Annotated in this window: 15 protein-coding genes and 1 pseudogene; 5 read left to right on the forward strand and 11 right to left on the reverse strand. The window is 72.6% G+C overall.

The features are described 5' to 3' along the window. Positions 1–50: 50 nt before the first annotated feature. The 5 genes from IE178_RS17105 to IE178_RS17125 all read right to left on the reverse strand — a co-directional run bounded on the left by IE178_RS17105 (position 51) and on the right by IE178_RS17125 (position 5,928). A complete protein-coding gene (locus IE178_RS17105) occupies positions 51–917 on the reverse strand; it encodes a hypothetical protein (protein ID WP_193512908.1) in 867 nt (288 codons plus the stop codon). Continuing rightward, positions 914–3,088 (reverse strand): polymorphic toxin-type HINT domain-containing protein, encoded by a 2,175-nt coding sequence (locus IE178_RS17110; RefSeq protein WP_193512909.1) that lies wholly within the window; start codon positions 3,086–3,088, stop codon positions 914–916. The genes IE178_RS17105 and IE178_RS17110 overlap by 4 nt, the downstream gene beginning before the upstream one ends. Positions 3,089–3,137: 49 nt before the next feature. Continuing rightward, positions 3,138–3,362 (reverse strand): hypothetical protein, encoded by a 225-nt coding sequence (locus tag IE178_RS17115; RefSeq protein WP_193512910.1) that lies wholly within the window; start codon positions 3,360–3,362, stop codon positions 3,138–3,140. A 291-nt stretch (positions 3,363–3,653) separates the two neighbouring features. Continuing rightward, positions 3,654–4,811, reverse strand: coding sequence for a serine hydrolase domain-containing protein (locus tag IE178_RS17120; protein ID WP_318280099.1), 1,158 nt, complete (start codon positions 4,809–4,811; stop codon positions 3,654–3,656). Between the two features lie 34 nt (positions 4,812–4,845). Continuing rightward, positions 4,846–5,928, reverse strand: a complete 1,083-nt coding sequence (locus tag IE178_RS17125; protein WP_438874390.1) for an alpha/beta hydrolase — start codon at positions 5,926–5,928, stop codon at positions 4,846–4,848. Positions 5,929–6,116: 188 nt separating this feature from the next. On the opposite strand from IE178_RS17125, the gene IE178_RS17130 reads away from it, so the two are divergent. Both IE178_RS17130 and IE178_RS36950 read left to right on the forward strand, forming a co-directional pair. After that, positions 6,117–8,513: a helix-turn-helix domain-containing protein gene (locus IE178_RS17130; RefSeq protein ID WP_318280109.1), complete on the forward strand. Its 2,397-nt coding sequence runs from the start codon at positions 6,117–6,119 to the stop codon at positions 8,511–8,513. 68 nt (positions 8,514–8,581) lie between these two features. Next, positions 8,582–8,653: pseudogene (locus IE178_RS36950) on the forward strand (IS6 family transposase); the annotation flags it as partial. A 199-nt stretch (positions 8,654–8,852) separates the two neighbouring features. Here IE178_RS36950 and IE178_RS17135 read toward each other — a convergent pair. The 3 genes from IE178_RS17135 to IE178_RS17145 are packed head-to-tail and all read right to left on the reverse strand — an operon-like array spanning position 8,853 to position 12,402. Then, positions 8,853–9,866, reverse strand: coding sequence for a DUF5914 domain-containing protein (locus IE178_RS17135; protein ID WP_193512913.1), 1,014 nt, complete (start codon positions 9,864–9,866; stop codon positions 8,853–8,855). Continuing rightward, positions 9,863–10,876 carry a phytoene/squalene synthase family protein gene (locus IE178_RS17140; RefSeq protein ID WP_184765166.1) on the reverse strand — a complete coding sequence of 338 codons (1,014 nt, stop codon included), beginning with the start codon at positions 10,874–10,876 and terminating at the stop codon, positions 9,863–9,865. Before IE178_RS17140 ends, IE178_RS17135 begins: the two co-directional genes overlap by 4 nt. Continuing rightward, a complete protein-coding gene (locus IE178_RS17145; protein ID WP_184765167.1) occupies positions 10,873–12,402 on the reverse strand; it encodes a phytoene desaturase in 1,530 nt (509 codons plus the stop codon). Before IE178_RS17145 ends, IE178_RS17140 begins: the two co-directional genes overlap by 4 nt. A 355-nt stretch (positions 12,403–12,757) precedes the next feature. On the opposite strand from IE178_RS17145, the gene IE178_RS17150 reads away from it, so the two are divergent. Genes IE178_RS17150 through IE178_RS17160 form a run of 3 tightly spaced genes read left to right on the forward strand, consistent with a single transcriptional unit; the run spans position 12,758 to position 16,283 of the window. Next, a complete protein-coding gene (locus IE178_RS17150) occupies positions 12,758–13,951 on the forward strand; it encodes a lycopene cyclase family protein (protein ID WP_229875790.1) in 1,194 nt (397 codons plus the stop codon). A gap of 35 nt (positions 13,952–13,986) precedes the next feature. Then, the gene (locus tag IE178_RS17155; RefSeq protein ID WP_193512914.1) at positions 13,987–14,718 is read left to right on the forward strand and encodes a class I SAM-dependent methyltransferase; all 732 of its coding nucleotides are present in this window, start codon (positions 13,987–13,989) and stop codon (positions 14,716–14,718) included. Further along, positions 14,715–16,283: an FAD-dependent oxidoreductase gene (locus IE178_RS17160; protein ID WP_193512915.1), complete on the forward strand. Its 1,569-nt coding sequence runs from the start codon at positions 14,715–14,717 to the stop codon at positions 16,281–16,283. The genes IE178_RS17155 and IE178_RS17160 overlap by 4 nt, the downstream gene beginning before the upstream one ends. Positions 16,284–16,327: 44 nt before the next feature. On the opposite strand, the gene IE178_RS17165 is transcribed toward IE178_RS17160, so the two are convergent. The 3 genes from IE178_RS17165 to IE178_RS17175 all read right to left on the reverse strand — a co-directional run bounded on the left by IE178_RS17165 (position 16,328) and on the right by IE178_RS17175 (position 18,152). Further along, complete coding sequence (locus IE178_RS17165; protein ID WP_184765171.1) at positions 16,328–16,756, reverse strand: ATP-binding protein; 429 nt, start codon at positions 16,754–16,756, stop codon at positions 16,328–16,330. A 76-nt stretch (positions 16,757–16,832) separates the two neighbouring features. Further along, complete coding sequence (locus IE178_RS17170) at positions 16,833–16,982, reverse strand: hypothetical protein (RefSeq protein ID WP_184765172.1); 150 nt, start codon at positions 16,980–16,982, stop codon at positions 16,833–16,835. Positions 16,983–17,075: 93 nt separating this feature from the next. Next, complete coding sequence (locus IE178_RS17175; RefSeq protein WP_193512916.1) at positions 17,076–18,152, reverse strand: DUF6745 domain-containing protein; 1,077 nt, start codon at positions 18,150–18,152, stop codon at positions 17,076–17,078. Between the last annotated feature and the right edge of the window lie 4 nt (positions 18,153–18,156).

Raw genomic sequence — 18,156 nt, forward strand, 5'->3', positions numbered from 1 at the left:
GGTTCGGGAACCGCCCCGGGCGCTGTCAAAACCTGGGCATTCACTCTGCCTCAACTATTCGTACCCGGATTCTCCCACTGTCCCCTGGCCACCCCGTCCGCGTCCGGTACGACGGCGCACCAGTCGCCTACCGCCGCATCGGCCAGCATGAGGGAGAAGCCGTCCTTCGTGACCTCGCAGAGTGTGTCGGCTCCACCGGGGTAGTTACGGTGAGCCAGTTCGCCGTGCAGCAGCGGGGCCACGAAAGCGGTGAAGTCGTCTTCCAGGAGCTCCGCTCTGGGGTTCAGCTCCGGCTCGGTGGCCACACAGACCAGCGAGCGTGGCCACAGCAGCCGGGCCACTTCGGCTGTGCTCTCCGGTGTCACGCGGAACCATCTGCACCCGTGAGCGCCGTACGCCCAGCGCTCGCAGACCAGGGTCAGGCGCTCGGACGCCTCCGCCACCTTCGCCCAGAAACCGTCGTCCGCGACGGCGTCGACGGGGTCCGAGACCTCCGTGGGTTCGGGAGCCGCGTCTCGCCACCGGAACGTCACGCCCTCACCATGGAGTCCCGCCAGATCGGCGGCCACCGCCGGTGTCGTGTAGACGTGTACCGCCCCGTCCCATCCCGACTCGATCTGAAGCCGGCCCGATGCGGTGAGCTGACAGTAGGGTCCGCGCCCGGCTGCCATTGCCTCGGCGAGACCGATCGCCTGCGGCGGCCGGACCACCGCACCGTTGCGCAGGCCGCGTTGCCCCTCGGGAAGGGGCTCACTCACCAGCAGCCAGCCGACCTCCAGGAAGTCGGCACCGCTCTTCTCGATCACGGCTGCGAGCACCTGGCGAAGCTCCGCCGCGTACGGACTCCAGGCAGCCGCGTCCGCCAGCTCCTCGCGCGCGCTCTCGCTGCGAGGGCTGATGATCAGCTCCTTGCTCATTTCTTCAGCCACTTGAGGCCCCGCAGCTCTCCGTTCGGCCCGATGTCCAGGCCGTAGGTTCCGTCACGGGCCGAGTCCTTGGTCGACTGGAAGGGATTCTTGTCGTTGGAGCCCTTGAACACGGCCTCCTTATGGTGTCCGGTCCGGTCGAAGGTGATGAATGTGGGCTGGCCGCTCCCTGCCTTCTTGTTCTCCCAGATGGGGGTCTTACCCGCGGACAGCTTCTTGGTCTTCGTGTATCCCAAGAACGTCGCGATGTTGTCGGCTTGCGCGCGGGTGAGATTGTTGAGATTGCACTTGTCGCCGCTGTTGTGAACGAGGACCGGCGTATCCCCTGCCAGCACATAGTACGTATGCAGGCCATTGACGGTGAGGTCGTATGTGCGTTGCGGGCTCTGCTGGTCGCGGACCTCGGTTACGGCCACGCCGGCGCCGTTCGGGGTGCGCAGTTCATCGCCGACCCGGAGGTCACCGGCGTCCTTCCACCTCTGGTCTGCCTCCAGCCAGAACGGGTGACGGTCCGTCGCCGTGATCGTGGCCGGCCCATGGTCGGTGGTGACGGTGAGCCGGGTGAAGTCCTTGTCGCCCTCGGTGGTGAAGGTGTTGGTCACCGGCCGCGTGGCGGTCAGCCCCAGGTGCGGATCACTGGCGGCGATCCGGTCCCCGATACGTATGTCCTCGATGGCCCGGGTGGTGCCGTCCGCCAACAGCACCCGGGTGCCGGAGGGGAAGCTGTGCGGCTTGGCGCAGGCCGCGGCGTCCTGCTCGGTCTTCGCCTGGTTGGCGAGTTTCTGCGCTTCGACCTTGGCCAGGGCGCGGGCGTCGATCCAGGTGTTGGCGCGGAGGGGGTAGGTGAGCCGGACCTTGCAGCCGCACGCCCGGGCATCGGCCTCGGCCTGCGCCTGGACGCGGGCCGCGACCGAGGCGTAGAGCGGCCCGGCTCCCGGGTTGGAGCACTTCAGGGTGCCCGAGACGTTGCTGCCCCGGAGGGGGAAGGTGCGCTGTGGGCTGGTGCACTGACCGGCGGGCTTGCCGTCGATGGAGAAAGTCGCGCTCAGCACGGCGGTGACTTCGCCCTTGGTGACGCGTTCCTTCCGGGCGATGGAGGAGACATCTCCGGTGAAGTTCTGGGTGGCGGTGCAACCCGACGGGCTGCAGTCCATCTCACCCGCGCCATCGAGGGTGAAGGTGATGCCTTTGTCGGTCGCGTCCTTGAGCTGGTCGGCGTACTCGACCAGGGTGTCGAGCATCTTGTCGGCCGCGTCGGCGAGGACCGGGGTCAGGTCCATTCCCTCGCCGTCGCCGGACGCCAGCGGCCCGGTGGTCACCCTACGGGGGACTGCTGGCACCTCTCCGTTCTCGAGCTGGTCCCTCATGTCGGAGAGGTCTTCGCGGATGTCGTAGGCCTCCAGCCGCAGCACCCGGTGCGGCTTGGCCTTCGTCACCAGCAGGCGACCGGCCGATGTGTCGATGCCGAGCGCGGGCGTTCCGTTCACGCTCGGCTGCTGCCCGGACGTGCTCGATGTCTTCGACTCGTTCGCCGGCGGGGGTGTTTTCTCCAGGTCAGTCAGGGCTTTGGCCAGCACGGCCGCCAGACGTGAGGGGGCGATGGTGCGGGCCAGTGCCTCGTCCATGAGTTCGGAGCCGTCGTCCATCCCCACGGTCCACTCGCCGGGCGGCGCTTTCTCGCCCGCCGCCACGTCCTCCCTGGGGGCGGGGTCGACCTGCCAGCGCATGAAGGTCCTGCCGCCGATGCGCAGCACGTCCCGGCCGTGGTCGGTGCGTCCGGAGGAGGGGGTGCTGAACTGGCTGCCGCTGGCGGTGACGGTGATGTCGTTCTCGGTGATACCGAAGGCCGAGGTGTCCTTGTAGCGCAGGCCGGGGGCGTCGGCCAGGGAGTCGACGGCTTCCTTGAACGGTTGCAGGTTCCGTTCTGTCCCGGCCTGCTGCTCGTCGGACCCGTCATGCCCGCCCAGTGCCGGCAGTCCGGCGACCAGCGCCAGGACGAGGGCCACCACGCCGCTCAGCAGCACGAGTCGTTGGCGGCTGGTCAGCTCCTGGAGCCGGCGGAACCCGGCTCCGCGTGGCCGCCTCGGCGGATGACCGGGCCGGGGCGGTGTGGTCGGCGGTGGCCCGGGCTCCGTGCCGTCCGTGGGGGTGGGTTCGGTCATGCCATTCCCTTCGATGGGTCGGTATTCCGTGGAACCGGCGGCCCGTCGCCTACCGCTGGCACGAGGCGATGATCAGGAGCAGGAGCAGTGCGATCCCGATCACCGGGAGGCAGCCGACGGATTCGGGGTTCTTCCGGTTGATCTCGACGCTGCCGCCCGGGACGAGTTGGGGGTGGCGGTCGGCATAGTGGGCGACCGAGAGATCCTCGGCCTCGGACTCGGTGGTCCACCGTGTGGAGAAACCACATTCGCCGCACCGGTAGCGGTATGCCATGTCGGCTCCTTGATGCCGCAGGTAGGGGTGGAGGGGTGGTGTCACGCCTGCCTCGGCGTGGCACGGAGAACGGGCCGGAGGGTCGGCCGGTGGGGGTCCGTCATGAATGACCGGCCCGGCAGCGGCCGTGGTGGGGCGCCGTCTGCGCGGTGCCCGGTCATCGCAGGAGCGGGTCGGGACCTGGCCCGTTGACACCGGGAGCCAGGGGTTGAGGGGCAAGAACCGGGGCGGGGAGCGGCCCGGCCGGGCCGCTCCCCGCCCCGTGCCGTTCTGCGCGGGGCGGACGTGGAGTCAGGGGCGTTGCGCCGCGTCCTCGCACAGAGCCGTGTCCAGGAGTTCGTGCAGTTGGTCGGCCGGTTGGTTGACCTGGAACAGCGCGTTGGTCACGACGGACGCGTGCCGGCCGTTCTCGGCGACCATGGTCTGCGACATGTAGCCGGGCACCCCGCCGCTGTGGCCCCAGGCCACGATGCCGCAGGACAGCTCCTTCCTGCCGATGCCGAGGCCGAAGCTGACATGGGGTTCGGTCTCCCGCACCTTCTGCATCTCGGCCAGGCCCGCGGCCGAGACGACTCTGCCCGCGAGCAGCGCCTGGTAGAAGGCGGTGAGGTCCTCCAGCGTCGAGATCATCGCCCCCGCGCTGCTGAAGAGGGACGGGTCGTAGGTGAGGGCGGGCGTCCAGAAGTAGAAGCTCCCGACGCGTACGCCGTGGTAGCCGTTGACGGCCGGGGTGGGCAGGGCGCGGTCGCCGGGGGCGGGGAAGACGGTTCGGCTCAGGCCCAGTGGTTCGATGACGCGGCTGGTGACGGTCTCGTGCACCGGCTGCCCCGTCACCTTCTCGATGAGCATGCCGAGGACCAGGTAGTTGGTGTTGGAGTACGTGAAGCCGGTCCCGGGTGCGGAGACCGGTGCATGGCTCAGCCCCTTGCGCACCAACTCGGCCAGGTCGTACGTACCGTCCGGGTTGGATACGGGCTCATCGACGACCACCTGCGGGGTGTAGGCCGCGAGTCCGCTGGTGTGCTGGAGCAGCTGGCGCACGGTGATGCGGGTGCCGTCGTAGCCGTTGCCGGTGACTACACCGGGCAGGTAGTCCGCGATGGCCGCGTCCAGCGAGATCTTGCCCTCGTCGACCAGTTGCAGCACCACCGCCGCGGTGAAGGTCTTGGTCTGGCTGCCGATGCGGAAGTGCTCGTCCGACCGGATGGGCCGGTCGCTGTTGAAGGTGCCCGTACCGGCCGACAGCGTCCAGGATTCGCCGGCGCCCCCGGCGTGGATCGCGGCGCCCGGGCCCGCGCTCGCCTGGAACGCCTTGAGCGCCGCGAGTGTGGCGGTGTGGTCGTCCTCGGCCGTCCCGGCATGCGCCGCCGGGGCCGCCAGCGTCAGCATCGTCGCGCACACGGCGCCGACCACAACGGGGAGTTTCGTCCTGTTCCGTTTGATCACCATGGTGTCCACTCCTTCGAGAAAGGTCACTGTGACGTCAGTTCGTTGCCGCTGCCTCGAAGGCGGCCTCCAGGCGCGGGACGTAGTCCGCGAACGCGGGGGCCCAGCAGCCGTAGTTGTGGCCGCCGTCGCAACCGGGGGAGAGCGATGTCCCGTTGCCGTAGTCGACGAGCCGGCTGGGGATGCCGAGCCGGTCCAGACGGGCCTTGACGGTGGCGGCGGCGGTCGCGGTGTGGGCGTCGATCAGACCCCGGTCCCCGGTGTAGAGCGTGACCTCGGTGTCGTGGAGCTTGGACAGGTTGGCCGGAGCGGCGGGATCGTAGGCGTTCCAGAGGTGGTCGGCACCCAGGAACGGGTACGGCGAGCCGAAGACCGCGTCGCTGTCGACGTACGATCCGTAGCCGGTGCACGTGCCGGTGCCGGACGGGCTGGAGGAACTGCTCGCCGCGCACCAGGCGCCCGTGAGGTTGAGCTCTGTGGCCAGGACCGCCGCGCGGACCTCGGCCATGGCGAAGTCGATCCCGCCGGACAGCGAAGCGGTGTGGCCGAACAGGTCGGGCCGGGTCTGGGCGTAGTGCAGCGCGCCGGAGCCGCCCATGGACAGGCCGACGACTGCCCGGTGCGCGCGGTCGGGAACGGTGCGCAGGTTGGCGTCGATGTAGGGGATGACCTGCTCCAGGTGGAAGGTCTCCCACCGGGCCGCTCCCACCGCGGTGTTCTGCATCAGCCAGTCGGTGTACCAGCCCTTGAGGCCGCCGTCCGGGATGACGGTGATCATCTTGTCGGAGCGCAGGGCGGGGGCGGCCACCGCGTCGTTCACGCTGCCGCCGCCTCCGTGCAAGAAGTATGTGACGGGCCACCGCTTGTCCGGGTCGGCGGCATATCCGCGGGGCAGGAAGACGCGGATCTTGTGCGGGCCGGACACCTGCGGTGTGGTCACGGTGATCGTGAAGTCGGTGCTGGAGTGCACTTCGGTCGCATCGGCGACCTCCGTCAGGCCGAAACCGTCGGTGAAGTCGGGGACGACCGGTGTGTCCGCCCGGGCGACGGAGCCGACGAGAGCGTTCGGTACCAGGGCCGCGAGCAGTACGCCGATGGCGCGAAGGCGGCGAGGCGTCAGAGATCTCAACCTGGCGTCTCCTCTGTGTGATGGGACCGGCGAGGCCGCCGGCTCGACAACGGTGGCGTTCGCGCAGCTCGGGGAACAGGCCAGGAGACCGGCCATGTGTGACCGGTCGTCACGCTACGCTCTGGCTGGCCTTTGGTACCCGTGCGAGGTGGGAGCCCGGATTGACGGACGAATTAGGTGTGCTTCTACGCCAGTTGCGTAAGCGCGCTCGCCTCACACAGGAGCAGTTGGCGGAGCGGTCCACGGTGAGTGTGCGCACCATTCGCAGGCTGGAGACGGGCAGGTCCACCGATCACCGACTGAGGACACTGCACCTGCTGGCGGACGCCCTTGAGGTCGGGACGGAGGAGCGGCGGCAGCTCACGGACACCCTGGACAGGGCGCAGCAGGCAGCGGCCGTCGAGCCGCCGGCACCGGCACCGGCCGCACCGGCCTATCCGCCAAGACCGGCACCGACCACACCGGCCGATCCGCCGGCCGGCGGGCTCGCCGATGCCGCTGCCTTGCTGGCCCGTGAGGTCCGGCGCCGCTGGCAGCGCGAGGAGGGGCACCGCCGCGTCCACGATCCTTTTCCGCTCCCCGTGCGATGGCAGCCGGTTCCGGCCGAGTTGATGGATCGCCCGGAGAACATCCAGCGCCTGCCACCGGGAGCCACGCCCCAAAATCTGCATCTGAGCGGCGACCTGCGGAGCGTGGTCGAGACCTACCGGAGCATCGCCTCCGGGAGACTGGTGATACTCGGCCGGGCCGGCTCCGGAAAGTCGGTGCTGGCCATCAAGTTCGCCCTCGACCTCCTGGCGGCCCCCGCCGCTCCGGCCCGGGTGCCGGTGATCTTCAGCATCGGGTCGTGGGACCCGACCACCACCACGTTGCGCGACCTCCTGGTCGACCGGCTCCTCCGGGACCACCCGCACCTGGCCCGCCAGGTCCCCAGCGGCTCGACGCTGGCCGCCGCGCTGGTCGACGCCGACCTGATACTGCCGGTCCTGGACGGGTTCGACGAGATCGCAGAAGCCCTGCGCGCAGCAGCGCTCGAAACGCTCAACGCCACCTCCCTTCCGCTGGTCCTGACCAGCCGCCGGGACGAGTACGCTCGTGCGGTCCGCGCGGTGCACGCACCGTTGGTGTGGGCCGCCGGCATCGAACTCACCGACCTCACCGTCGAGGACCTCGCCGCCTATCTTCCCCGGACCGACCGGCTCGTCGCCCACGGCGGCGAGGACGGTGGCGCGGGTGTGTGGGATGCCGTCCTGGAGCGGCTGAGCGTCCGTAACGCGCCGGCGAGCACCCAGCTCGCCGAGGTGCTGCGCACCCCTTTGATGGTCATTCTGGCGCGGACGATGTACAGCGAGGCACCCGGGAAGGACCCGGCGGAGCTGCTCGACACCGCACGCTTTCCCACCGCGAGCCACCTGGAGGAACACCTGCTGGCAGGCTTCGTACCCACGGTCTACCGGCACCGCGCTCCCGAACAGGTCGACGCCGGCCGCAGGCAGCGGAACCGGGACCCGGACCAGGTCCAGCGCTGGCTCGGCTATCTGGCGCACAGTCTGACCCAGGGCGCGCACGACCAGCAGGACCTCGCCTGGTGGCGGCTCGGTCAGAACCTGCGGGTGTCCACACGCGTCCTGCACACCGTGCTGGTCTCCGCGCTGTGCATGGCCATGGCCACCTGGCTCGTGCAGCTGCTTGCCACCGCCTCCGGGCACATCGAGCCGGCAGGGCTGGGACCGTCCTTGTTGTATGGGCTGCTGGTCGGGATGTTCTCCGGTGCCGCCTTCGGCGTCACGTACTTCGCGCTGGCCGTGTTCGGCCGAACCACCGTCGTTCCGTCCCGGGTGCGGCTCAGACTGTCCGCCGCGGACCGTCGGGCCGGGCGGAGACCCGTCCGCACGTTCTTCACCCGCTTCGGATTCATGCTGCTGGGGGGCTCGGTGCTGGGAATCGGGTACTCCTGGGCGGTCGCCCTAGTGAGTGTGCTGGCCGGCGAGCTCACCCTGTCGCACACGGAACTGATGAAGATCGTGCTCATCAACACGCTGCTCTACGGGCTGATCATCGGCCTGACGGCCGGGCTGGTCTTCGGGCTCCTGGCGGCGTTCGAAGCGCCCATGGACATCACCGCCGCGGCCACGCCGATCCGGCTGCTGTCCGTCAACCGTACGACGGTGGGCCGACAGCTCCTCGTCCTCGCTCCGGCACTCGGTCTCGGAGTCGTCCTGTGCGGGTACGTCGTGGTCTACCTGTTCCAAGGGCTGCTGGGAACACTGCTCTGGCCGCTACAGGGAGCTGTTCTCCTCGGGACGGCCGGGGGGCTGGGCGGGACGACGGCCTACGTGCTCGCGTTCACCGCGTGGGGACAGTGGCTGACACTGTCCCGGGTCTGGCTGCCGATGACGCGCAGACTGCCCTGGGACACGGTCGCCTTCTTGGAGGACGCCTACCATCGGGGTGTGCTGCGCCAAGCCGGTGCCGTCTATCAGTTCCGCCACATCCGGCTGCAGCGGCACCTCGCTCAGTCCTACCGTCATCGGCACATCGACCGCGCACCGGACGACGCCGGTCAAGACCGCTGACGGGCACCGCCACGTTGGCTGACCGGGTGGGATGCTCTTCGGGTGGGTCAGGCCGGGAGGGGTTGTCCGTGGACAGCGCGCCGCCGTCTTACAAAGGGCACCGGTACCCGGTCGAGGTGATCTCCCACTGCGTGTGGCTGTGCAAACGCAACAACGTGACAACGCCCCGCCCCGGGGTGGCGGTGGCCGCCTGGAGCGGCGCCCGGCGGCGCGGGCCTTGTGCCGCGGCGTGAGTCGGCCGGAGCCGGCGTCCGGCGGTCCGGGAGCCGCCCCCCGATGTGGCGGTGCGTCCGGCATCGCCCCGGGACGTGGCGGTGACCCGGCCGCAGCGGCGCCCGGTCAGCCCGGGAACCGCCCCGTGGAGCGCAGCGACCAGCGCCGCTCGGCATAGGCCAGGTCGTCACGCCACAGCCGCCCGGCCGCGGCCCGCACGAGCGGACGCAGCAGCGGGGCCGCACCGCGCGCCAGGGCGAAACCCGGACGGCCGGAGGCCGCCACCACGGCCTCGACGACCGCCGTACGGGGCCGCCCCCGCTCGTCCGTCCCCAGCGGAGTGGCATGGGTCTCCACCACGGATCCCACGCCCTCGCCCTCGGTGATGCGCATGACGACCGTGCGCGGTCCAGGAGCGGTGAACACGGCCCGCACCGGCACCACCAGCCGCCCCGCCACCTTGAAGGACACATCCACCGTGAACCCGTCCTCGCTCCCGTGGGAGCCGTCCGGCGCGCCGGCCACGGTGAGGTCGACGAACGAATAGGGGTGGAACCAGGCCCCGTGCCAGGGGTCCAGCCGGTTGGCCACGACGTCCTCGGGCTCACAGGTCCCCACCCCGGCGTACACGGCCGTCAGGGCCCGCGCGGGAGCGGGCCGCCGCGGCACCACCGGCGCGTCCAGCGGCGGTTCGCCGCCGACCGCGTCCAGCCGGACCCACAGCAGTACGCCGTCGTCGTGCGCCGGGAACGGCTCCCAGCCCGCGAAGGGGACGCCGTCCAGGGCGAGTCCGTGCCAGTGGCACACCAGGGTGCCGCAGCGGACGGGACTGTCCCGCAGGGGCGCGCCCAGATGCGGGCAGATCCCGGGCCCGGCGACCGGACGGCCGGCGGCGTCCCGCCAGGCCACCACCTCCTGCCCCGCCACGGTCCGCGCCAGTGGACGGTCGCCGCGCACGTCACGGGAGGCGCCCACGACGTACCAGTTGCCGGACGGACGCGCCTGGGCCCGCTTCAGCGCCCCGGCGATGACGGCGGGCCGGGCCTCGCGCCAGGTGGGACGCTGCCGCTCCCACGGCACCGCGTGCCTGCGCAGGGACAGCGGCAGGCGCCGGCGCCCGCCCGCGCCGCCGGTGCTCACGCGACCCCCTCGGGAACCGGCGGGCGCACCCCGTCATACGGGCCGAGCGGACGGACGAGCGGGCGCCGGCCGGCGCCACGGGCGCGCAGCCGGGCGGCGACCACCCGGGCGACCCCGTCGGCGGCGACCACGCAGCGGCGCCGGCCGGGGACCACCGCCCGGCGGTGCACCACGGAGTAGCCGTCCCGGGCCACGGCGTCCAGGATCGCGCCGTACAGCACGAACGCCGCACGGATGCACGGCCGGGACACCGGGTCGAGCATCTCCAGACCCGGGGCCGCCTCCCGGTACACGCCCCGCGTCAGCGCCTCGAACTCCTTCAGCGCCGAGACGATCCTGAGGTCGCGGCGGCCCGTGTCCCGGCTCCACCGCAGCAGCGCCCGGTCGGCGCCGTGCGCGGCGAGCAGGTCCGCGGGCAGGTACACGCGCCCCCGGTCGAGGTCCTCGCCCACGTCGCGCAGGAAGTTGGTGAGCTGGAAGGCCACGCCGAGGGCGGCCGCGTGGGGCGCCGCCGTCTCGCGCGGGACGACCGTGCCGAGGACCGGCAGCATCTGCAGCCCGATGACCGCCGCGGAACCGTGCATGTACCGGCGCAGGTCCGCGTAACCGGCGTAGTCGGTGACCACCAGGTCGGACCGCATGGCGGCCATGAAGTCGGCGAAATGGGCGTGGTCGATGCCGTACCGGAGCGCCGTGTCCGCGACGGCCCGCACCACCGGTTCGCCGCCGGCGCCGTCCCGCAGGGCCTTGTCCAGCTCCCGCTGGAGCGCGGCGAGTTCGGCGTCCCGGCGCGCGGGGCCGGCGCCGGTGCCGAGCGCGTCGACGATGTCGTCGGCCCAGCGGGCGAAGCCGTACAGGGCGTGCACGGCGGGGCGCCGCTCCACGGGCAGGAGCCGGGTGGCGAGGAAGTACGTCCTGCCGTGCCGGGCGTTGAGCCGGCGGCAGTGGCGGTAGGCCTCGCGCAACTCCGGGTCGGTGACGCCCGCCGCGTCGAGTTCACGGTCGGTCATACGGAAGCCTCCTGCGCGGAAGTGAGGGGGAGGCGCGGCCGTCCCGGGCCGCCGGTGATCCGTGCCGCGGCCAGCTTCCCGGACAGCAGCACGGTCGGCACACCCACGCCGGGGGTGGTGCCACAGCCGGCCAGCACGGCGTTCTCGGTGCCGCGGACCAGGTTGCGGGGGCGGAAGGGGCCCGTCTGGGCGAAGGTGTGCGCCGCCGAGAACGGCGTACCGGCGGCATGCCCCCGGGCCCGCCACGTGGCGGGGGTGACCAGGCACTCGGCCTCGATCGCCGAACCGATGCCGTCCAGACCACGCCGCTCCAGCTCACGCAGCAGGGCGTCCCGGTAGCGCGGGGCGAGATCGGTCCAGGCGGCGGCGCCCGGACCGATGTCGGTGTTGGGGCACGGGGCGAGGACGTAGTGCAGATGGCGTCCCGGCGGGGCGAGGGACGGGTCGGTCGCGGTGGGCCGGGTGATGAGCAGCGACGGGTCACTCATCAGCCGGCCGGTGCGGGTCAGCTCGTCGAAGGTGGTGCGCCAGGCGGCGCCGAAGTCGAGGGTGTGGTGCGCCAGCCGCGGCCAGGTCCGGTCGGTGCCCAGGTGCAGCACGACCGCGGACGGGGAGTGCCGCAGCCGCACCGGGCGGCGCGGCCTGCGGCCGAGCAGCGCGTAGGCGACGGGCAGGTCGGGGGTGAGGACCACCGCGTCACAGGGGACGCGACCCTGGTCGGTGACGACCGCGGTGATCCGGTCGCCGGAGCGTTCCAGCCGGCTCACCTCCTGGCCGAACCGGAGTTCGGCGCCCGCGTCGGCGGCGGCGTCCGCCATGGCCCGCGGCAGCGCGTGCATCCCACCACGCGGGAAGTACACCCCGGCGACGGTGTCCATGTAGGCGATCACGGCGTACGCGGCCAGGGCCCGGGCCGGCGGGACGCCCGCGTACAGGGCCTGGAAGGAGAAGACCCTGCGCAGCCGCTCGTCCCGCAGGAACCGCCCGATGCGCGCGTCCAGCCGCCCGAAACCGCCGAGCGCCGCCAGCCTCGCGAGATCGGCGTTCAACAGGCCCAGCGGCGAGTCGAAGTTGGCGTCGATGAAGCGCCGCATCTGGACCCGGTGCAGCCGTTCCAGCCAGCCACGCAGCCGCAGATAGCCCGCGGCCTCCCGGGCACCGGCGAAGCGCTCGACCTCGGCGGCCATCGCATCGGCCCCGGTGTGCACGTCGAGGCCGCTTCCGTCGGCGAAGCGGGCCCGGTACGCCGGATGGAGCGGGACCAGCTCCACACGCTCGCGCAGACAGTCACCGACGGCGGCGAACGCCTCGTCCGCCAGGTCCGGCATGGTCAGCACGGTGGGACCGGTGTCGATCCGGAAGCCGTCGAGTTCCATCCGCCCGGCGCGCCCGCCGGGCCCCGCGTCCCGCTCGACGACGGTGACACGCCGCCCCGCGCCCAGCAGATGCAGCGCCGCCGACAACCCGGCCAGCCCGGCTCCCACGACGACGACATGATCGGTACGGCCCGGCACGGTACGCGTCATCGACCGGCCTCCGCGCCGACACCGGTGCGCAGGGGCGCCCCGGCTTTCACACGGTCGGGCCGCACCCGGATGGTGGATCCCGGCGGCCGGACGGTGGGTCCCGGCGGCCGGACCGGGCGCGGCGCGGGCGGCGGCCCCGGTGCGTCCGGATCCTTGGGCTCTGTGGGGCGCATCCCGGTCTCTCCCTTTTGTCGGCGCGGTTCGTCGGCAGCGCACTTCGCTCCGGCACGGACCGGCCATGCCTTCCCGCCCACGCCCGCGGCCTCACCTCCGAGTGACCCGGATCCGATCGGGCACACGGACTGGACCGCCGGCCGGGTGCGCGCGTGCCGCGACACAGGAAGGAGATGCCGCCGTGCTGGAGACGGACGTCGCCGTCGTCGGGGCGGGAGCCGCGGGACTCTCCCTGGCCCACCGCCTGGCCGAAGCCGCGCCCGGGGCCCGGCAGCCGTCGACGGTCCTGCTGGACGCACCGCCCGGTCCCCTGCGTCCGCCGCCCCGGACCTGGTGCTTCTGGGAGTCCGGCCCCGGCCGGTTCGACGCGGCGCTCACGGCGTCGTGGCGGCACCTGCGGGTGCGTCCCCCCTCGGGTACGGCGATCGACGGCGACATCGCACCGCTGCGCTACAAGATGATCCGCTCCGAGGACTTCGAACACCTCGTCGCGCACGACCTGGCCGCCCACCCGGCCGTACGGCGTCTGGAGGCGAGGGTCGAGACCGTGGAGGACGTACCCGGGGGAGCGCTGGTCCGGCTGCGGGACAGCGACGGCCGCCCGCGGGTCCTGCGGGCCCGCTGGGTGTTCGACTCACGCCCCCTGGGCAGCCTGCCGGCCGCCCGCACCACGCTGCTCCAGCATTTCCACGGCTGGTTCGTCCGCACCGCCCGGCCCGCCTTCGACCCCCGCACCGCGGAGCTGATGGACTTCCGCGTCCCCCAGCCCGCCGACGGCCTGTCGTTCGGCTACGTCCTGCCCGTGGGCCGCCACCAGGCACTGGTGGAGTACACCGAGTTCTCCCACCGCCCCCTCTCGGCGAGCGGCTACGAAGCGGCGGTACGACAGTACGCCGAGGAGGTCCTGCGCCTCGGTGAGCTCCGGGTCCTGTCCACCGAGACGGGCGTCATCCCGATGACCGACGCCCCGATGCCCCGGCAGGTCGGCGAGTCGGTCTTCCGCATCGGTGCGGCGGGCGGCGCCACCCGCCCCTCGACCGGCTACACCTTCGCCGGAATCCAGCGCCAGACACGGGCCGTCGCCGCCGCCCTGCGCCAGGGCCGCCGGCCGGTGCCGCCGCCCGCCCACCCGGCCCGCTCCCGGGCGATGGACGCCGTGCTGCTGCGTGCCCTGGACAGCGGCCGGGCGGACGGTCCCGCGCTCCTGTGCCGCCTCTTCGCCCACGTGCCCATGCGGCGACTCCTGCTCTTCCTCGACGGCCGCACCCGGCTGCACCAGGACCTCGCCATCGGCCTGCGCGCCCCCGTCGGGCCGATGCTCCGCTCGGCGCTGGAACTGCCCGGACTGCCCCGCCGCCCCTTCGACACCCCCTGACCCGCCCACCCGGCCCTTCGTTTCCCGGAGCCCCCATGACCCTCCTGCGCGACGAGCGGCTCGCCGCCGCCTTCGACCACGCCGCCCGCCGTTACGACGCCCTGGTCGCCGCCAACCCCGGCTACCACGCCCAGCTGCGCCGCTCCGTACGCCGCCTCGGACTGCCCCGGGGCGGCGAGGGACTGCGCGTGCTCGACCTCGGCTGCGGCACCGGCGCCTCGACCGCCGCGCTCACCGCCGTACTGCCGGGCGCGCGGATCACCGCGGTGGACGCCTCCGCGGGCATGCTGGAACGGGCCGCCGCCAAACCCTGGCCCCCCGGCGTCACCTTCACCCGGGCCCCGGTGGAAAGACTCGCGCGAGCAGGTGTGCGCGGGCCGTACGACGCGGTGTTCGCCGCCTACCTCCTGCGCAACGTCACCGATCCCGACGCCGTGCTCACCGCGGTCCGCGGGCTGCTGGCACCCGGCGGACGCCTCGGCGTGCACGAATACACCCTCGGCGGACGCCGCCTGGACCGTGCGGTGTGGACCCTGGTCTGCCGGGGCATCGTGCAGCCCGCGGCCACCGCGCTGGGGGATGGCGAGCTGTACCGCCATCTGTGGCGCAGCGTCGTGGAGTTCGACACCGCCGACCGCTTCGCGGACCGGCTGCGCACCGCCGGGTTCGACCGGGTCCGCGCCCTGCCCCTGCCCGGCTGGCAGACGGGCATCGCCCACACCTTCACCGGCCGGCGCCCCCTCCCGGAACAGGACGCCGCACGATGACCCGGCCGCCGCGCCGCCCGCCCGCCGCCCGCCACGGCCGGGACCGCCGCGCCAGGGTGCTGCCGCCCCCGCCCGGCACCGCGCGGATCGAGGGCGCCCGCCCCACCACCGCCGTGGTCGGCGGCGGCATCGCCGGACTGGCCGCCGCGACCGCCCTGGCCGAACGCGGAGTGGGCGTGACGCTGTACGAGAGCATGCCCTTCCTGGGAGGGCGGGCTGGCGGATGGCCGGTCGACCTGAACGACGGCACCAGGGCGACCATGAGCCGGGGCTTCCACGCCTTCTTCCGCCAGTACTACAACCTGCGCGGTCTGCTGCGTCGTACCGACCCCGGCCTGGAACGCCTCACGCCCCTGCCCGACTATCCGCTCCGGCACGCCGACGGGTCGGGCGACAGCTTCCGCCATGTGCCGCGCACCCCTCCCTGGAGCGCGGTCGGCTTCGTCGCGCTCAGCCCTTCCTTCCGCCTGCGTGACCTGCGCCGTATGGACCCGGTCGCGGCCCTGCCCCTGCTCGACGTCCGCGTCCCCCGGGTCTACCAACACCTCGACACCGTCAGCGCGGACGACTTCCTCGAAGCCGTCCGCTTCCCGAGCAGCGCACGTCACCTGGCGTTCGAGGTGTTCTCCCGCAGTTTCTTCGCCGACCCGCGCCGGCTGTCGGCGGCCGAGATGGCCCTGATGTTCCACATCTACTTCCTCGGGTCCTCCGAGGGCCTGCTGTTCGACGTGCCGTGCGCCCCCTTCCCGGCCGCCCTGTGGGAACCCCTCGCCGCCTACCTGCGACGACACGGTGCCGACCTGCGCACCGCCACACCCGTGGAGCACATCGCGCCCACCGCGGACGGCGGATACGACGTGGCCACGACCGGGGACGAGCGGCGCCACGACAGCGTGGTCCTCGCCCTGGACACCGCCGGGCTGCGTACGCTGATCGCCCGCTCCGGCCGGCTGGGCGACGCCCCGTGGCGCGAGCGCGTCGCCCGGCTGCGCAACGCCCCGCCGTTCCTGGTCACCCGGCTGTGGCTGGACCGGCCCGTCGCACCCGACCGGCCGGGCTTCCTGGGCACGAGTGGCTACGGCACCCTCGACAACATCAGCGTGCTGGAGCGGTATGAGGACGAAGCGGCCCGGTGGGCGGCACGCACCGGAGGATCGGTCGTCGAACTCCACGCGTACGCCATGTCGCCAAAGGCGCCTCGTGACGTCGAGCAGAAGCGGCTGATCGGGCAGCTGCACCGGGTCTTTCCGGAGACGCGCACGGCCACGGTCGTCGACGTCCGGCACGAATGGCGGGCCGACTGTCCCCTGTTTCCCGTGGGGGGTCATGCCGGCCGGCCCACGGTGCGCACCCCCGACCCCGGCGTGATGATGGCCGGTGACCTGGTGCGCACCGATCTGCCCGTGGCGCTGATGGAACGCGCGGCGACGACCGGGTTCCTGGCCGCCAACGCCCTGCTTGAACGCTGGGGCGTGCGCGGGCAGACACTGTGGACCGTGCCCGACCGGGGACGCGGTGCCGTGCTGCGGGGCCTGGCCGGGTGGGGAGCACGAACCTCGCGCTGACCACGGCGCCGCGCGAGGTGGCCGGCCCTCACGCACGGGGCCGGTCAGTGCCGGGTGGGGGTGTCCTGTGCCCCGGGCACCCGGAAACAGGCGGTGACGGTCTTGCCGTGGGGGCACGGCCGGGCCTCCCACGCGTCGGCCAGCGCGTCGACCAGGAACATGCCGCGTCCGCCGACGCGTTCGGTGCTCGGTTCCCGGGGCGCCGGAAGGGTGGCGGAGGTGTCGTGCACCGAGATGTGCAGACAACGGTCGTCCCACGTCATGGTCAACTGCGCGTTGCTGCGGGCATGGACGTGCGCGTTGGTGACCAGCTCCGAGACGGTCAGCAGCACCGAGTTCGCCGTCTCGGGAGCGGTGGTGGTCCAGCCCAGCGTGTCCAGGTGCTCGCGTGCCCAGTCCCGGGCCGCCTTCACCCCACGGTCCATTGGCAGCGAGCGCGCCCAGCCCACCGCCCGGACCGACGATTCGTTCATAATGGTCCTTTCCGGTCACGTCCGCGCGGCCCGGGCGTGTGCGTGCCGGACCGCGCGGAGACGAAGGCGGAGAGAGTCAGCGGTGGCCACCGCGGAGCCTGCCCAGCAGACGCTGGGCCTGGGCCCGGCGCCGGGGGTCGGCGGCGGACCGTCGCACCTGCTCGGTCGTACGCCGTCCCTGGGGGCTCCTCGCGAACTGCTTGATGCGCTCGATCATGCTCGGCATGGCGCTGTTCCTTTCCGTGGTGTCCGCTCACGTCCTTGATGTACTCCGCCTACCCGCTGCGGGCGGAGTCAGCCCCCGGGCGCGGGGACGGGCTCACGTCTCCTTCAGCGGCTCGTACACCTCCGCTCCCAGACCGAACGTCCACGCCACTCCCTCCCGGGCCGTCCGGGTCGTCGGCGGCACACGCAGCCAGTACGTGCGGTAGGTGCCGTCCGGTTCGGGGGTGGAGTTGAGGACCTCGACCATGACGACCGGCTCGTCGTCGGGCAGTGCGATGCGCCAGAGCGTGCCCGTTTCGTCCTGATGCAGCGGCTGCGCCCCGGAGTCGGACAGGTAGCGGTCGTACCCGTAGTACTCGAGCATGACCCGCCGCAGTTCCGCGTTGTCCTCCTCCCGGATCCGCTCCGGTGTGAGGGTGCGCAGCTCGTCCAGGAAAGCGCGCGTCACCGGCATGCCGCGCCAGGCGCACAGGGCGAAGCCGTCGGGGAACTCCAGCGCGGGGCCGTCGCCGTGGTCGAGCCGGCCGGCCTCGTCCCGGTGCAGGGCGACGGGCCGTTCGCACACCACCGCCACCTTCTCGAACGGCCACCACCAGCCGGCGCTGCGGCACACCTGGGCCGGCCCGGCGAGCGGGGACCCCGCGGAGTCCAGGGCGGCCAGCCACGGCGCGTCGTGCTGCCCGAGCAGCGCGTCCAGCAGGATCAGCCCGATCTCCGTACGGGCGGCCGGGTCGTCCTCGGCGAGGTCGTCGAGCACTCCGGCGCGGATCCGGTCGACCAGCGCCTGCGTGGCGTCCCACAGGGCACCTCCCGTCTCCGACCAGCGCCGGGACCAGCCGACCGCACCCAACTCCTCGTGCAGCCGGCGGCGTTCGGCCGCCCACGGCGCCGTGCGCACCGCCTCGCGCACGCTCGCCCCGAGATCCGTCCCCCGTCGTATCAGCGTCACGCCCTCGCGCGGCGATCCGGCCCAGATCACGCGCTCGGGCTCGGCCAGGCCGGCGCTCCGGTACGCCAGCCGGACGCCCTCCTCCGCCGCGCCACGGTCGGCGGGCACGGCGGCCACGGCCCACGCGCGCCAGCGCGCCGTCCCGTCCGCGCGGTCCCCGCCCGCCTCCTGTTCGAAGCTCCCGGTCACGGCCGCCGCCCCGCTCTCCTGCGTGATCGTCATCGTC

It is taken from the genome of Streptomyces griseoloalbus (assembly GCA_014650015.1).
In the GTDB taxonomy this organism is placed as follows: Bacteria; Actinomycetota; Actinomycetes; order Streptomycetales; family Streptomycetaceae; genus Streptomyces; species Streptomyces griseoloalbus.

Coding starts and splice junctions, on each gene's coding strand:
- IE178_RS17170 (WP_184765172.1), bottom strand. CDS start 16,982: ATGCCGAGCATGATCGAGCGCATCAAGCAGTTCGCGAGGAGCCCCCAG.
- IE178_RS17175 (WP_193512916.1), bottom strand. CDS start 18,152: ATGACGATCACGCAGGAGAGCGGGGCGGCGGCCGTGACCGGGAGCTTC.
- IE178_RS17160 (WP_193512915.1), top strand. CDS start 14,715: ATGACCCGGCCGCCGCGCCGCCCGCCCGCCGCCCGCCACGGCCGGGAC.
- IE178_RS17140 (WP_184765166.1), bottom strand. CDS start 10,876: ATGACCGACCGTGAACTCGACGCGGCGGGCGTCACCGACCCGGAGTTG.
- IE178_RS17155 (WP_193512914.1), top strand. CDS start 13,987: ATGACCCTCCTGCGCGACGAGCGGCTCGCCGCCGCCTTCGACCACGCC.
- IE178_RS17105 (WP_193512908.1), bottom strand. CDS start 917: ATGAGCAAGGAGCTGATCATCAGCCCTCGCAGCGAGAGCGCGCGCGAG.
- IE178_RS17110 (WP_193512909.1), bottom strand. CDS start 3,088: ATGACCGAACCCACCCCCACGGACGGCACGGAGCCCGGGCCACCGCCG.
- IE178_RS17145 (WP_184765167.1), bottom strand. CDS start 12,402: ATGACGCGTACCGTGCCGGGCCGTACCGATCATGTCGTCGTCGTGGGA.
- IE178_RS17120 (WP_318280099.1), bottom strand. CDS start 4,811: ATGGTGATCAAACGGAACAGGACGAAACTCCCCGTTGTGGTCGGCGCC.
- IE178_RS17165 (WP_184765171.1), bottom strand. CDS start 16,756: ATGAACGAATCGTCGGTCCGGGCGGTGGGCTGGGCGCGCTCGCTGCCA.
- IE178_RS17115 (WP_193512910.1), bottom strand. CDS start 3,362: ATGGCATACCGCTACCGGTGCGGCGAATGTGGTTTCTCCACACGGTGG.